This is a genomic window from Tropicimonas marinistellae (genome assembly GCF_001509585.1).
In the GTDB taxonomy this organism is placed as follows: Bacteria; Pseudomonadota; Alphaproteobacteria; order Rhodobacterales; family Rhodobacteraceae; genus Tropicimonas; species Tropicimonas marinistellae.
Genome location: NZ_LNCI01000003.1, coordinates 554,907 through 567,919 on the forward strand (window position 1 = coordinate 554,907; position 13,013 = coordinate 567,919).

Annotated in this window: 12 protein-coding genes; 9 read left to right on the forward strand and 3 right to left on the reverse strand. The window is 65.9% G+C overall.

Features of this window, described 5'->3' with window-relative positions; translation table 11 throughout:
- Positions 1–103: 103 nt before the first annotated feature.
- The 4 genes from ARC39_RS08830 to ARC39_RS08845 all read left to right on the forward strand — a co-directional run bounded on the left by ARC39_RS08830 (position 104) and on the right by ARC39_RS08845 (position 3,717).
- Entirely contained in the window at positions 104–1,171 is a 1,068-nt protein-coding gene (locus ARC39_RS08830) for a c-type cytochrome (RefSeq protein WP_068113280.1), read from the forward strand.
- The gene (locus ARC39_RS08835) at positions 1,168–1,893 is read left to right on the forward strand and encodes a c-type cytochrome (RefSeq protein ID WP_068113118.1); all 726 of its coding nucleotides are present in this window, start codon (positions 1,168–1,170) and stop codon (positions 1,891–1,893) included. The genes ARC39_RS08830 and ARC39_RS08835 overlap by 4 nt, the downstream gene beginning before the upstream one ends.
- 65 nt (positions 1,894–1,958) lie before the next feature.
- Entirely contained in the window at positions 1,959–3,230 is a 1,272-nt protein-coding gene (locus ARC39_RS08840; RefSeq protein WP_068113121.1) for an NAD(P)/FAD-dependent oxidoreductase, read from the forward strand.
- Positions 3,231–3,279: 49 nt separating this feature from the next.
- Positions 3,280–3,717 carry a DUF302 domain-containing protein gene (locus tag ARC39_RS08845; RefSeq protein WP_068113124.1) on the forward strand — a complete coding sequence of 146 codons (438 nt, stop codon included), beginning with the start codon at positions 3,280–3,282 and terminating at the stop codon, positions 3,715–3,717.
- Between the two features lie 82 nt (positions 3,718–3,799).
- Here the strand turns inward: ARC39_RS08845 and ARC39_RS08850 are convergent, their stop codons facing one another.
- Entirely contained in the window at positions 3,800–4,708 is a 909-nt protein-coding gene (locus tag ARC39_RS08850) for a sulfotransferase (RefSeq protein ID WP_068113127.1), read from the reverse strand.
- Between the two features lie 255 nt (positions 4,709–4,963).
- Here ARC39_RS08850 and ARC39_RS08855 point away from each other — a divergent pair, with 255 nt between their 5' ends.
- The 4 genes from ARC39_RS08855 to ARC39_RS26385 all read left to right on the forward strand — a co-directional run bounded on the left by ARC39_RS08855 (position 4,964) and on the right by ARC39_RS26385 (position 8,227).
- Complete coding sequence (locus ARC39_RS08855) at positions 4,964–5,347, forward strand: VOC family protein (RefSeq protein ID WP_068113129.1); 384 nt, start codon at positions 4,964–4,966, stop codon at positions 5,345–5,347.
- Between the two features lie 52 nt (positions 5,348–5,399).
- A complete protein-coding gene (locus ARC39_RS08860) occupies positions 5,400–5,780 on the forward strand; it encodes a VOC family protein (protein WP_068113132.1) in 381 nt (126 codons plus the stop codon).
- Positions 5,780–6,469, forward strand: coding sequence for a helix-turn-helix transcriptional regulator (locus tag ARC39_RS08865; RefSeq protein WP_068113135.1), 690 nt, complete (start codon positions 5,780–5,782; stop codon positions 6,467–6,469). The genes ARC39_RS08860 and ARC39_RS08865 overlap by 1 nt, the downstream gene beginning before the upstream one ends.
- A 195-nt stretch (positions 6,470–6,664) precedes the next feature.
- Positions 6,665–8,227 carry a calcium-binding protein gene (locus ARC39_RS26385; protein ID WP_161470949.1) on the forward strand — a complete coding sequence of 521 codons (1,563 nt, stop codon included), beginning with the start codon at positions 6,665–6,667 and terminating at the stop codon, positions 8,225–8,227.
- Positions 8,228–8,511: 284 nt separating this feature from the next.
- Here ARC39_RS26385 and ARC39_RS08875 read toward each other — a convergent pair whose 3' ends face one another.
- Both ARC39_RS08875 and ARC39_RS08880 read right to left on the reverse strand, forming a co-directional pair.
- Positions 8,512–9,939: an FAD-binding oxidoreductase gene (locus ARC39_RS08875; RefSeq protein WP_068113152.1), complete on the reverse strand. Its 1,428-nt coding sequence runs from the start codon at positions 9,937–9,939 to the stop codon at positions 8,512–8,514.
- A gap of 337 nt (positions 9,940–10,276) precedes the next feature.
- Complete coding sequence (locus tag ARC39_RS08880) at positions 10,277–12,190, reverse strand: DUF3604 domain-containing protein (protein ID WP_068113155.1); 1,914 nt, start codon at positions 12,188–12,190, stop codon at positions 10,277–10,279.
- A 223-nt stretch (positions 12,191–12,413) separates the two neighbouring features.
- On the opposite strand from ARC39_RS08880, the gene ARC39_RS08885 reads away from it, so the two are divergent.
- Positions 12,414–12,869: a methyltransferase family protein gene (locus ARC39_RS08885; protein WP_068113158.1), complete on the forward strand. Its 456-nt coding sequence runs from the start codon at positions 12,414–12,416 to the stop codon at positions 12,867–12,869.
- The last annotated feature ends 144 nt before the right edge of the window (positions 12,870–13,013 follow it).

Here is a 13,013-nt window from a genome sequence, read left to right on the forward strand (position 1 = left end):
GCCCGCATCCGAACCCGCGCCGGAAGCGGCAGCCGTTGCCACTGCCGCGGCCGTTGTCGACGGATCGACCGACAAGCTCGACGGCCAGGGCGATACCGACGCCATGACCGGCGAGGATACCGCCGCCGCACACGGCAAGTTCGGCCTTGGCCGCCCGGCGCTGCCCGAAGAGGTCGCGGCCTGGGACCTGGACATACTGCCCGATGGCACCGGCCTCCCCGAGGGGGAGGGCGATGTCTGGACCGGCGAGGAGGTCTTCGCCGACAATTGCGCCGTCTGTCACGGCGATTTCGCCGAAGGTGTGGACAACTGGCCCAAGCTCGCCGGTGGCATGGACACGCTCGACCACGAGGACCCGCTGAAGACCGTGGGCTCCTACTGGCCCTACCTGTCGACCGCCTTCGACTACGTGCGCCGCTCCATGCCTTTCGGGGCCGCGCAGACCCTGTCGGATGACGATGTCTATGCCATGGTCGCCTATATCCTCTATTCCAACGATCTCGTGGACGACGACTTCGTGCTCTCGAAAGAGACCTTCCTCGACGTGGAGATGCCCAATGCCGACGGCTTCATCGTCGACGACCGGGCAGAGACGGAACTTGGGATCTTCAGCGCAGAGCCGTGCATGGAGAATTGCAAGGACAGCGTCGAGATCACCATGCGCGCCGCGGTTCTGGACGTGACGCCGGAAGAGGAAGGCGCCGAAGAGGCCGCTGCCGCCGAACCGGCCCCGGAAGCCGCGGAGGACTCCACCGAAATGGCCGCCGCGACGACCGAAAGCGCGCCGGAGCCTGCCGCGGAAGCGGAATCGCCCGAGGAAGTGACCGAAGTGGCCGCGGCGGGCGCGCCGGACCCGGAACTGGTTGCCGCGGGCGAGAAGGTCTTCAAGAAGTGCAAGGCCTGCCATCAGGTCGGCGACGGTGCCAAGAACAAGGTCGGTCCGATCCTGAATGGCATCGTCGGGCGTTCGGTCGGCACCGGGGAGGGGTTCAAGTACTCCAAGGTGATGATCGAGGCCGGCGAGGGGGGCATGGTCTGGGATGCCGCCACGCTGAATGAATACCTCGCCAATCCCAAGTCCTTCCTGAAGGGGAACAAGATGTCCTTCGCGGGGCTGAAGAAGGCGGAGGATCTCGACGCGGTGGTTGCCTATCTGCAGGCCCATCCATGACACGCGCGCCGCGGCAGATCGTGGCACGCGGCGCGGTCCTTGCCGTGCTGTCCCTCGCGCCTGCCATCCCGGCGGGCGCGAGCGAGTTCGGCGATGTGGAGAAGGGGGCGGAGCTTTGGAAGAAGTGCCGCCCCTGTCACCAGATCGGCGAGGACGCCCGGAACCGGATCGGCCCGAACCTCAATTTCATCTTCGGTCGCAAGGCGGCGGAGGTGGAGGAGTTCAAGTATTCCAAGGCGATGGGGCAGGCCCGCGAAGAGGGGCTCGTCTGGACGCTGGAAACGCTGGACGCCTTCATCGAGGAGCCGAAATCGGTCGTGCCGGGCACCAAGATGCGCTTCCTCGGGCTGTCGGATGCCAATGAGCGCGCCGACGTTCTGGCCTGGCTGCGCGAGAATTCCGACAATCCGCGCGACATCCCGGAAGCCGCGCCAACTGCCGTCGGCACCGACCACAACGTCGCGCCCGAGATCCTCGCCATCGTGGGCGATCCGGAATACGGCGAATACCTCTCCAGCGAATGCCTGACCTGCCATCGCGCGGATGGAGAGATGGAGGGAATCCCCTCGGTCACCGGTTGGCCGGCGGAGGATTTCGTCATTGCGATGCACGCCTACAAGGACAAGGCGCGGGACCACCCGGTCATGCAGATGATGGCAGGGCGCCTGAGCAACGAGGAGATCGCGGCAATCGCCGCCTATTTCGCCGAACTCGGCGGATAGAACCCGAAAAACGGGGCACCACCGGCCGGAAGGAGGATCCGGCCATTCTATTGGGAGGACACCACATGAAACGCGACAGACGCCATTTCCTTGGCGCGACGGCGGCGCTGACGGCAACGCTGGCTGCGCCGACGGTCTGGGGCCAGGGGAGCGGCAGGCCGAAGGTCGTCGTGATCGGCGGCGGGGCCGGGGGTGCGACCGCGGCACGCTATATCGCCAAGGACAGCGACGGCGGCATCGACGTGACCCTGGTTGAGCCGAGCCGGGATTTCTACACCTGCTTCTTCTCAAACCTGGTGATCGGCGGCTTCCGCGAAATGGCCTCCATCCGGCATTCCTACGGCAAGCTCGCCTCCGAATTCGGCGTCAACGTCGTCCACGACTGGGCAATAGGGATCGACCGCGACGCCAAGACCGTGACGCTCGCCGGTGGTGCCGTGCTTCCCTATGACCGGCTGGTCGTGTCGCCCGGTATCGACTTCGTGCAGGGGTCTGTGCCCGGGTGGGACGTCTCCGCACAGCACGCGATGCCCCACGCCTACAAGGCCGGGTCCCAGACCGAGTTGCTCAAGCACCAGATCGAGGCGATGCCCGAGGGCGGGCTGTTCTGCATGATCGCTCCGCCCAACCCGTTCCGCTGCCCGCCCGGGCCGTACGAGCGGATCTCGATGGTTGCGCACGTGTTGAAGGAGCGGAACCCGACCGCGAAGATCCTTGTCGCCGATCCCAAGGAGAAGTTCTCCAAGCAGGCGCTCTTCGAAGATGGCTGGGAAACCCACTACGGCGGGATGATCGAGCGGCTGGGGCCGGATTTCGGCGGCGGCAACGTCTCCGTCGACCCGGCGGCGATGACGGTGGATATCGACGGCGAGGTCAACGAGGTTGCCGTCTGCAACGTGATCCCGAAGCAGAAGGCCGGGCGGATCGCCGAACTTGCCGGGCTCGCCGACGAAACCGGGTTCTGCCCGGTGGTGCCGGCGACGATGCAAAGCCGGATGGACGAGAATATCCACGTCCTGGGCGATGCGACGAACCAGGGGGATATGCCGAAATCCGGCTTCGCCGCCAACAGCCAGGCAAAGGTCGCGGCAATGGCGATCCGCGGTGCGCTGACCGGATCAAAGGTCTTCCCGGCGAAATTCACCAACACCTGCTGGTCGCTGATTTCTCCCGAGAACGGGATCAAGGTGGGCGCGACCTACGAGGCCACGGAAGACAAGATCGCCAAGGTGGACGGCTTCATCAGCCAGCTGGGCGAGGATGCCGACCAGCGCATGGAAACCTTCGTGGAATCCGTCGGATGGTACTCCGGCATCACGACCGACATGTTCGGCTGACCGGTGACGACCCGCGCATGATGATGACAATGATCAAGGGGAGGAAGACATGAAACGATTGATACCCATGCTCGCCGCGGCGGGTTTCGCGCTGGCCGCGCCCGCGACCGCGCAGGAGGCTGTGCTGCACGACTTCGATGGCAGCTTCGACGACGCGGCCTTCGCCGTGGAATCGGCAATCGTCGGGCAGGGGCTGGTGATCGACTATGTCAGCCACGTCGGCGACATGCTGAACCGCACCGGCGCCGATGTGGGCAGCGACGTGAAGATCTTCGAGGCCGCCAACGTCTACCTGTTCTGCTCCGCGACCGTGTCGCGCAGCGTCATGGAGGCCGACCCGATGAATGTGATCCACTGTCCCTACAACGTCTTCGTCGTCGAGATGGACGGCAAGGTGCAGGTGGGCCACCGGACCTATCCCGACGGGCCGATGCAGGAAGTGCAGGCGCTGCTCGACGGGATCGTGCAGGAGGCCATGGGCGAATAGACCGACGCTCCGCCTGCTGTCGAAACGGCAGGCGGTCCGGTCGTTGGGGCGCGCGGGCAGCGGGGAGCGAGGCCCGCGCGCCCTAATTCCTTTCGGTGGGGTCCAGCCAACTTTCGGGGACCTGCGTTCCGAACCGGTCGCGGATGGCGCGGTAGACACCCCCAAGCTGGTTGCCGGCCAAGGCACGAAACTCCTCGCTCATGGGCGCGCCGGTGGACCAGCCCGCGTTGCGCTTCTGCGTCGGGTCCACCTCGAGCGTCTTCAGTCCGAGGAAGGCAAAGAGCCGCGCGACGCTCTCGGGCCGGAAGAGGTTCTCGAAGAACTCGTAGTGCACGCGTTCGCGGGGCACCGCCTGTTCCAGGTTGCCAATCGTCGTCAGGTAATAGGCGCGGCGCATGTCCGCCTCGCTCTGGGGGGCGAGCCGGTGTTTCAGCTCGGCCAGGACCTGCGCCTCGGTCAGTTCCGTGTGTTCCCCCGACTTGCGGAGCTTGTGGCGGATTCCGGCGTGCAACCGGCTGATCGGGTCCCGCATCAGGAAGACAAAGCGGCAATCGTCGTTGAGCGCGGCCATCTCGGCGTAGGTCGACGCGTCGAGGAGCGCATAGGCCGGCGTGACCTCGCCAGCAACCGGCGCGCCCCTGTACCCCTCGAAGAAGACGTCGGCATAGGCGCTGTGGCGCGGGTCCGGGGCCTCGCGCATCCGCGCCGCTGCCCGGTAATATCGCAGCGCCGGCGCCCGTGTCAGCCGGCTCCAGAGCGCTTGGCGTTCCAATGCATCGAGCGTCGTGCGGGCGTGATCCTTCGGCTTCTGGTTGAAGGGCGGGCGCACGACGTCCCAGTAGTGCAACTCGCGTTGATGCGCCACGTGCACCTCCGGATGGGCGCGCAACAGGGCATTCAACCAGCTCGTGCCGGATTTCGCCGCGCCGATGCCGAAGACAATCCTGCGCGGCTGGCGGAACCGCGGGTCGAAATCGGGATTGGCGGTCATCTCGTGCGATCTCCCGGCGCGATTATCTCTTCGGTGGAACACAAACAGACGCGGGATAGAGGTGCAATCTCTTCCTTCCTGTCCGGGCTAGCATGCGCGGCGGCGGAAGGGGGGGCGACCGCGGGCTCGCGCGTCGGGCCGGTCCTCGCGCGGATCTCGAAACCTTCGCCCCGCTGACAGGCTCCTGACAGCAGGCTGTCAGGAGGGGTGTGCGAGAGAGGGGTCATCGGAAGCACGAAGTGACAGGAGACCCCGATGACCCACATCCCCCCGAACGCCGCCGTCTGGTTCGAATTGCCGGTGCGCGATATGACCAAGGCAATGGCCTTCTACACCGAGGTGACCGGCATGGCATTGCAACTCGACGAAACCGGCCCGAACCCCATTGCTGTCTTTCAGGCCGCGGACATGGCGACCGCCGTGGCCGGGCATCTCTATCCGGGACAACCGGCGGCAGAGGGGCAGGGGCCGACCGTGCATCTTGCCACGCCGGGCAAGCTGGAGGACACGCTGGAGCGGGTGACAGCCGCTGGCGGCAAGGTGCTCTCGCCCGCTATCGAGATCCCGGCCGGGCGGTTCGCCTATTGTCAGGATCTCGACGGCAATTCCTTCGGCGCTTTCGCGGCGGCGGGCGGCTGACGGCCCCCACTTTTCCAACCCACATTTTCCATCAAGACAGAAAGACACCCCCATGAGCTATGCACCGAAGAATTTCAATGTCTGGGCCGAGATCCCCGTCCGCGATCTGGACAAGGCGATGACGTTCTATGCCGCCGCGACCGGCGGCGCGCTCGACAAGGTGGAGATGGGCGGCGAAACCGTCGCGTTCTTCCGCACCGAGGAGCCCGGCAAGGGCGTCTCCGCGAACCTCTACGTCGGGGAGCCCGGCAAGCCCGATCGCGGTGTCGCCTTCTACCTGTTGATCGACGGCGGGCTGGAGGCGGCGATGGCGCGTACCGAGGCCGCCGGCGGCACCCTGCTCGGCGAGGTGGTGACGATCCCGCCCGGGCGCTACGTCTACGCCGCCGATCCCGACGGCAACCGCGTCGGGCTCTTCGAGGCGGCCGCCTGATGCGCCGGGCCGACCGCCTGTTCCAGATCGTGCAGCATCTGCGCGGCGGTCGGCTCGTCACCGCCCGGCACCTGGCCGAGCGGCTGGAAGTGTCGGAACGCACCATCTACCGCGACATCGCGGATCTTCAGGGCTCCGGCGTCCCCGTGGAGGGGGAGGCCGGGGTCGGCTACGTGTTGCAGGGCGGGTTCGAACTGCCGCCGCTGATGTTCTCGCGTGACGAGATCGTCGCGCTGGTGGCCGGTGCGCGGCTGGTGCGGGCCTGGGGCGGCGCGGGCATGGCGCGTGCCGCCGAAGAGGCGCTGATCAAGATCGAGGCCGTGCTGCCGGAAGCCGAACGCGCCCGCGCGGGTGCCGTGCAGGTGCACGCGATGGCTCCGGAGATGACCGACGATGTCCGCGCCACCATCGACCGGCTGGAACAGGCCGTGGAGGCCCGCGAGGTGCTGGCGCTCGACTACGTCGACGGCGCCGGGGAAAGCTCCCTGCGCGAGGTGCGCCCCCTCGGCCTGTGGTTCTGGGGCAAGGTCTGGACCCTCGTCGCCTGGTGCGAGTTGCGCGACGATTTCCGCATGTTCCGCCTCGACCGGATCCGCGGCCTCTCGCCTGCGGGGCGCCATTTCGCGCCGGAGCGGCGGCGCAGCCTGCAGGAATTCTACCGCCGCCGCGAATGCGGCGAGCACGACTGAGGCACGCGCGCGCACCTGCCGTGCCGCCCCGGTGGGGCGCAGCCTGCCTCCACGCCGTTTCTCGATCTCCGCAATTCCCGACCGGGTTCGCCGGTTCCGGGTTTGCGTGCGAGAATGCAATTGTTGCAGGTCAACGCACGACTTACCGGGTTTTGATAAAATGCACGTGGTCGAGATTTCCGGATGGAGGAGGTCATGACGACATACAGCGGGCATTTCGTGCGATTCCATTGGGAGAGGGGCATACCTCGCGCCAACAAGCTGAAATTCGAAATGGTCCTTCCGGATGATATTCGGTCCATTCAATACAGCGTCGAAAGAAAGGCCCCCGGTTCGGTTTTCCCGGCGACATTCCCGTTCGTCGAACACATCTATAACTTTTCCGTACAGAAGAGCCCGTACACCGCGAAAATGATTCCCTTCGAAACGGCTTTGCCCAGCGACAGCCTTCCCTATGTCCTGGACATCGCGTGGAACAACGGATCGCGCAATGCGATTGTACTGGACTACTACAGCCACGACACCAGCAAGCATTTCATGGTCCGCCTGGAAGGGGACCACCTGCCGGCGCATGCGGGCACAAACGGCCTCTACAAATTCTGGAACACCTTCGAATACAGCGCGCCAACACGCAGCAGCGGTTTCGCGCCCGGCCAGAAAATCGGGCTGGCCGAACTTCCAGGGCTGCAGGTCTCCGAAGACGACGACATCCATGGAACGGCGCGTGCCGACTGGTTCTACGGCGGCGCCGGCAACGACGAGATCTCCGGCATGGATGGCAAGGACCGGCTGTTTGGCGGTGACAAGAACGACTCGCTCTACGGTGGCGACGGGAATGACATCCTGAAGGGCGAAGACGGCAAGGACATCCTGTATGGTCAAGAGGGCAATGACAGGCTCTTCGGAGGCGATCGGGATGATCGGCTGGACGGCGGCCCCGGCGATGACAGATTGCTCGGTGGCGACGGCCGCGACCGGATGGATGGAAAATCCGGTCGCGACATCCTCATCGGCGGCCCTGACAAGGACACGCTCATGGGGGGGCTGGACGATGACCGCCTCGAAGGCGGCCCCGGCAAGGACGCTCTCTATGGCGAGCGCGGGGACGACATCCTGCTCGGCGAGAAGGGGGAAGACTCCCTGCGCGGGCAGGATGGGGCGGATACCCTCAAGGGGGGCGCCGACGACGATGTGCTCCGCGGCGGTGACGGCAACGACCACCTGAACGGCGGGGCTGGCAACGACCAGGCGCAGGGCAATGCCGGCGCGGATACCCTGCTCGGCGAAGACGGAGCCGACGAGCTGGACGGCGGTGCCGGTGATGACGTCGTGCGCGGCGGCCCGGGCCGCGACGTGCTCAGTGGACGCGATGGCGGCGACACCCTCGTTGGCGGGGCCGACCAGGACATCCTGAAGGGCGGCGACGGTGACGATACGCTGAGCGGCGGCGAGGGAAATGACAAGCTCATGGGCGGCCCCTGGGACGATGTCCTGGAGGGCGGCGGGGGAACGGATCAATTCGAATTCCGGGCGAATTTCGGCGCCGACATCATCCTTGATTTCGACCCAACCGTAGACGTCATTGCCTTCGGGCGTGGCGGGGAACTCCCGGGTGACTATGCAACCTTCGTTGCCGCCTGCAATGTCGGCGAAAACTCGGTGATCTTTGATTTGGGGAACAACGGAATGGAAACGATTGAATTCCGCGATGTCGAGTTTTCGGAATTCAATCCGGGCATGTTCGACCTTCTTGGGTGACGCGCCCGAAAATCGCGATCCAATCGCGCGCACCCCACCGAGGTAATTCTGTACTCAATTGGGAATACCGCATCGCTCGCTTGCCCCGGTGGCAAGGCCGCCGCGGTGCATCCTGTCCATTCGTCGTGATCCGACCCACATTGCGCTCACCTGCGCGCGGCCGGTCCAATGCCGAGAAAGGTCGGCGCAACAGGAGGTGCTCACCCGACGGTGATGACATCGACCGCATGGTCGCTCCCGGCCGCGCGAGCGGCCGGGGTTTGCCGGTTGCCTCAGCGGTGTTCTTAGCCGGTCGGCTCTGGCACCTTGGCGCGGTCTTCCGCCGAGCGGCGTTCGGACTTCGCTGGCGCGATGTTCTGGTTCACATGGAACAGGTTCTCCGGGTCATACCGGCCCTTGATCCTGACCAGCCTGTCGTGATTGGCGCCGAAGTTCGCCTTCGACCGTCCGGCATCGTCCGCGTCCATGAAGTTGATGTAGCCGCCGGTCTCCGAATAGGGCGCGATCGCATCGGAATATCCGCGCACCCAGGCGGTGTTGGCAGCGTCGTCCGCGGGGTTGTCCGAGGCGGCGATGATCACCATCGAGTATTTCGCGTCCCGATGCCCGTAGGCGGTGGCGTCGGGCGCGACGTCCTTGCAGGCGCCGTTGACCGGATAGAGGTGCATCGTCGAACTCACGCTGGGCGCCTTCGCGCCATGCTCCACGTGCACCGCAATCGCCTCGTCGGTCAGTTCCTTGACGAAGTTGCCCTTCCAGTACTGGCGAATACCCGTCGGGAAGAGGCCGTCGAACGCGCCGTTGATCGCCGGGTAGGGAACCGGGCCGACGTGTTCGGCCTTCACCTCGGCAATGTCGTGGAACACCTTGAACTGCCGCGCGCCTTCCTCCGGATCACCCGACCAGCAGGCGACGATGGCCGCAAACATGTCCCCGTGGCGGTTTTCGGGGATGAACGGAAGCGGCGGCGCGATCTGGAAGGCGGGGAAGCCGCCCATCTCGCGCGGCGCCGTCTCGATATATTCATCGAAGAATTTCAGGATCTTCCCGGCCTCCTCGATCTCGTAGAACATCGGGCCCCAGTAGACCGTGCCGACCGGGTGCAGCCGGTATTCGAGCGAGGTGCAGACACCGAAATTGCCGCCGCCGCCGCGCAGCGCCCAGAACAGGTCCGGGTTCTCCGTCTCGCTGGCCACGACCATCTCGCCATCGGCGGTCACCACGTCCGCCGAGACGAGATTGTCGAGCGACAGCCCGCAGCCGCGCGTCAGGTAGCCGACACCACCGCCGAGCGTCAGCCCCGCGATGCCGGTGGTGGAGATAATGCCGCCGGTTGTCGCCAGCCCGAACGCATGGGTTGCGGCGTTGAAGTCGCCCCAGGTCGTGCCGCCCTCGGCGCGGGCGGTCTTCGCCCTCGGGTCCACGCGAACGCCACGCATCGCCGAGAGGTCGATAACCACCCCGCCGTCGCAGGTGCCGAACCCCGGTCCGCTGTGGCCGCCGCCGCGCACGGCAAGCTCAAGGCCATTGTCGCGGGCGTACCGCACCGTGGTCATGACATCGCCCGCGTTCGCCGCGCGCACGACCACGGCGGGGCGCTTGTCTATCATGCCGTTGTGTACCTTCCGGGCGTCGTCGTAGCCGTCGTCTTCCGGTGCAATCACTTCGCCCCGTACCAGGTCCCGCAACTCGCTTGGTGTTTTTGCTGTCATCTTTTGTCCTCCCAAGACACATGCCGCTCACGGAATGAACGGTCGGGTCGGGACGACGACTTCCCCCGGGGCGACGGAACAGCCAGTAACGAAGTCACTTTCGCAAGAAGCAGAGAACTATCTGTTCGACGCCGTGGCATCGGGCTGATTGGCCGCCCGCCGACACGTGTGTTCGTTGAAATTTTCCTGAACGCGCAGGGGCATCATACACGATGATGCGGTTCAAAAACAGATCCGGCTTCCCAAGGGTCATGCGCTTGCGGCCATGCGGCGAGCAGCGCGCATCGCGATGCCCGCCGCCTCGCGCGTTCCCAACCCCGGACAAACGCTGACAGGATCAGTTCCCGGCGCTGTACCAGATCGGCGACGTGTAGGCCCTGTCCTGCACCGTCGGCGGCACGCTTTCGGGCAGTGGCACGCCGAAGAAGGCCGCGTCATGCGTCGTCCAGCGCGGTTTCGGGATCTCGATCGCGCGCACGTAGTAGAAGGCGTTCTGCGCCGCGTCGAATTCCGGGTCTTCCCAGAAGCCGGCGAGCGCCGCGGCCCCGATGGAATTGGTGTAGGTCGCGGTGGGAATGTCGACGGTGGTGCCCACGGGCGTCCGCGCGCGGCCGTCTTCGCCGATCTCCCGGTCCCCGGAAACGGCCACGTCATAGATCCGCTCGTGGGTTTCGCCCGCCGCGTCGATCCAGCCCTTGATGATCTGTATCCGGTCGAGATTGGCGCCATCCGGATCGCGCAGCGCCTGCACCATGAACCGCGGCGCCGCGCCCTCCGGCGCATTGCTCAGATCGCCGCCCATCGGTACGCCGCGGCGGTAGCCCGTCGCGACGAAATCCGCGGCCCCGAGGTCGGCCTCGGTGAAATCCCAGCCGCCAAACACGCGCACCGACATCCGTGGCCCCGTGGTCGCATAGGCTTCCTTACGGGTCAGGGCGCCGAACACCTCCGCGCGCGTGTTCTCCCGCGCCCAGACGGCGGTCAGCCCGGCGGCGCTCTCCTGTGCGGTCAAGATGCGCAGGGCAGGGTCCTCGGCCGGGATCACCTCGATATTGTGCCGGTTCGGCGAGGGTTCCGTATGCTGGTACTTGCCGAAGTAATTGTCCTCCCGCGTCGTCGGGATCGCGGTGTGGGTGTCGGTCGTTCCGTAAAGGCCGAACTTGAACGGGTTCACGCCGATCTCGCGTTCCACTTCCAGCCCGACCTTCAAGGCGGACCGGGCGTATTCGTAGCGCAGCATCTCCGGCGTCTTGGGGGCGCTGCCCGAAAGGTTCGCCACGTCCCAGCTCTCGAAATCGGCGAATTCGTCGTCGGGCGACAGCATCGGGTGGGTTTCCTCGTCCCCCTTGATCTGCGTCATCTCGTGCATCGGCTCCCAGCGGATACGCTTGGCGGCGTAGCCGGCATCCATCGGCGTTCCGTCGAACTTCGTCGGCGCGAACATCAGACCGTTGGACATGTTGGCATTGTGCGGCACCGCGATGACCTGCCCGCCGGTCGCGGCTTCGTAGCCGGCCATGTAATCCCACAGGAGTTCCGGGTCCGAGCCCTCGAAGAAGGTGAAGGGGCGGGTCTGCGCGGTCCGTGCCGCCCCGTCACCGAACAGCACGACCCGGTGGAGGTTGTCGCCCTGCGGCGTGAAGGTCCATTCGAAGCCCGCCAGCGACGTGAACCGCCCCGGGTCGTTGTAGGCATCGACGGTTTCCACGATGTCGAGCCAGATATCGCCGTCGAGATCGAGCCCCTCGGTCGGGTCCACGCCCTGCACCGTGCCGATGTCGATGATATCGGCAAATGCCGCCATCCGCCCCTCCTGGCCGGAGTTGAACAGATCGTAGGTCTGACGCCCCCAATCGTCCGCCAGCAGCCGCGGGTCCGAGCCGCGGATTGCCGTGGCGATACCCAGCATCTCGGCATGTTCGGTGATGGCGAGGAAGTCCAGCGGCCGGACGAGCTGCACCGGCTGGCCGGTGTTGGAGACGATCTTTTCGCCGCGCGCGATCCGGAAGGCGTCGTGCATCGTCAGCGATGTGCCGATCAACCCGGCATCGAAGGAAATCTCCGTATGGAAATGCAGATCGCCAAACAGCACCCGGTCGGGATAGGCCCGCCCGACGAAGGGCGAATAGGCCGCGGTCCCCTCCACCGCCTGCGCGGGCACCGATCCGTCGAACGCGCCGGCCCCGGACGCCGCGCCAAGCGCAACCATCGCCGCCAGCGGCAAGGCATGTCCATGAATTCTCGTCGCCATCGTCGAGCCTCCCTCCCTCGAATGAAAACACCTTCGATGGTAGTGGCGCGACGGCGAAGGGCAAGCCCGACGCGCCGGGGTCGCACGCCGCCCACGCGGCGGCGATGTCGCATCGGGGCAGATCGCGCTTGGGCGCGGGCGCTCCTGCCGGTACCCGTAGGCCGGTCACGATGACCGCAGCCCGCACATCCGCCGCGCGGGCTGCGACAGGAAAGGAACCGTCATGCCGCTCCGAAAATGGATCGACCTGCCGCCGCTGTGGCTGCTGCTCTTCATCCTGCTTGCGCGGATACAGGCGGTCCGGCTGCCGGTGGGGCGTCTCGACACCGCCCTGACCGACCTGCTGGCCGGCCTGCTGGTCGGCGGCGGGCTGCTCCTGATGTCGGTGGCGGTGGTGCAGATGCGGCAGAATCACACCACGATCATCCCGCACCGCCATGCCCGGCACCTGGTGACAAACGGCGTTTTCGCGCGCTCGCGGAACCCGATCTACCTCGGCGACGCGATGGTCCTGCTGGGCCTGATCGTGCATTGGAGCGCCTGGCCCAGCCTGCTGCTCGTGCCGCTCTTCATGTGGCTGGTCACCGACCGTTTCATCCTGGAGGAAGAACGCTGGCTGGCAGAGGATTTCGGCCCGCAATGGGACGATTGGGCCGCTCGCACCCGCCGCTGGCTTTGATATAAAGCCGCGGAACAGCCAAAGGGCTGGTAAAGCCACATCCGGAGTGCAATGAAGCCTGCGGGGAAGTCGATGGCGACGGCACCAGCGGATGGCGTGGCCCTGAAGGAGAGGTATGGGACGTGAAGATAGGTTCACCTAGGG

Bases quoted from the DNA above. Each gene is read 5' to 3' on its own strand.
- ARC39_RS08855 (WP_068113129.1), top strand. From the start codon at position 4,964: ATGACCCACATCCCCCCGAACGCCGCCGTCTGGTTCGAATTGCCGGTG.
- ARC39_RS08885 (WP_068113158.1), top strand. From the start codon at position 12,414: ATGCCGCTCCGAAAATGGATCGACCTGCCGCCGCTGTGGCTGCTGCTC.
- ARC39_RS08875 (WP_068113152.1), bottom strand. From the start codon at position 9,939: ATGACAGCAAAAACACCAAGCGAGTTGCGGGACCTGGTACGGGGCGAA.
- ARC39_RS08860 (WP_068113132.1), top strand. From the start codon at position 5,400: ATGAGCTATGCACCGAAGAATTTCAATGTCTGGGCCGAGATCCCCGTC.
- ARC39_RS08840 (WP_068113121.1), top strand. From the start codon at position 1,959: ATGAAACGCGACAGACGCCATTTCCTTGGCGCGACGGCGGCGCTGACG.
- ARC39_RS08865 (WP_068113135.1), top strand. From the start codon at position 5,780: ATGCGCCGGGCCGACCGCCTGTTCCAGATCGTGCAGCATCTGCGCGGC.
- ARC39_RS08880 (WP_068113155.1), bottom strand. From the start codon at position 12,190: ATGGCGACGAGAATTCATGGACATGCCTTGCCGCTGGCGGCGATGGTT.
- ARC39_RS08835 (WP_068113118.1), top strand. From the start codon at position 1,168: ATGACACGCGCGCCGCGGCAGATCGTGGCACGCGGCGCGGTCCTTGCC.
- ARC39_RS26385 (WP_161470949.1), top strand. From the start codon at position 6,665: ATGACGACATACAGCGGGCATTTCGTGCGATTCCATTGGGAGAGGGGC.
- ARC39_RS08845 (WP_068113124.1), top strand. From the start codon at position 3,280: ATGAAACGATTGATACCCATGCTCGCCGCGGCGGGTTTCGCGCTGGCC.
- ARC39_RS08850 (WP_068113127.1), bottom strand. From the start codon at position 4,708: ATGACCGCCAATCCCGATTTCGACCCGCGGTTCCGCCAGCCGCGCAGG.
- ARC39_RS08830 (WP_068113280.1), top strand. From the start codon at position 104: ATGACCGGCGAGGATACCGCCGCCGCACACGGCAAGTTCGGCCTTGGC.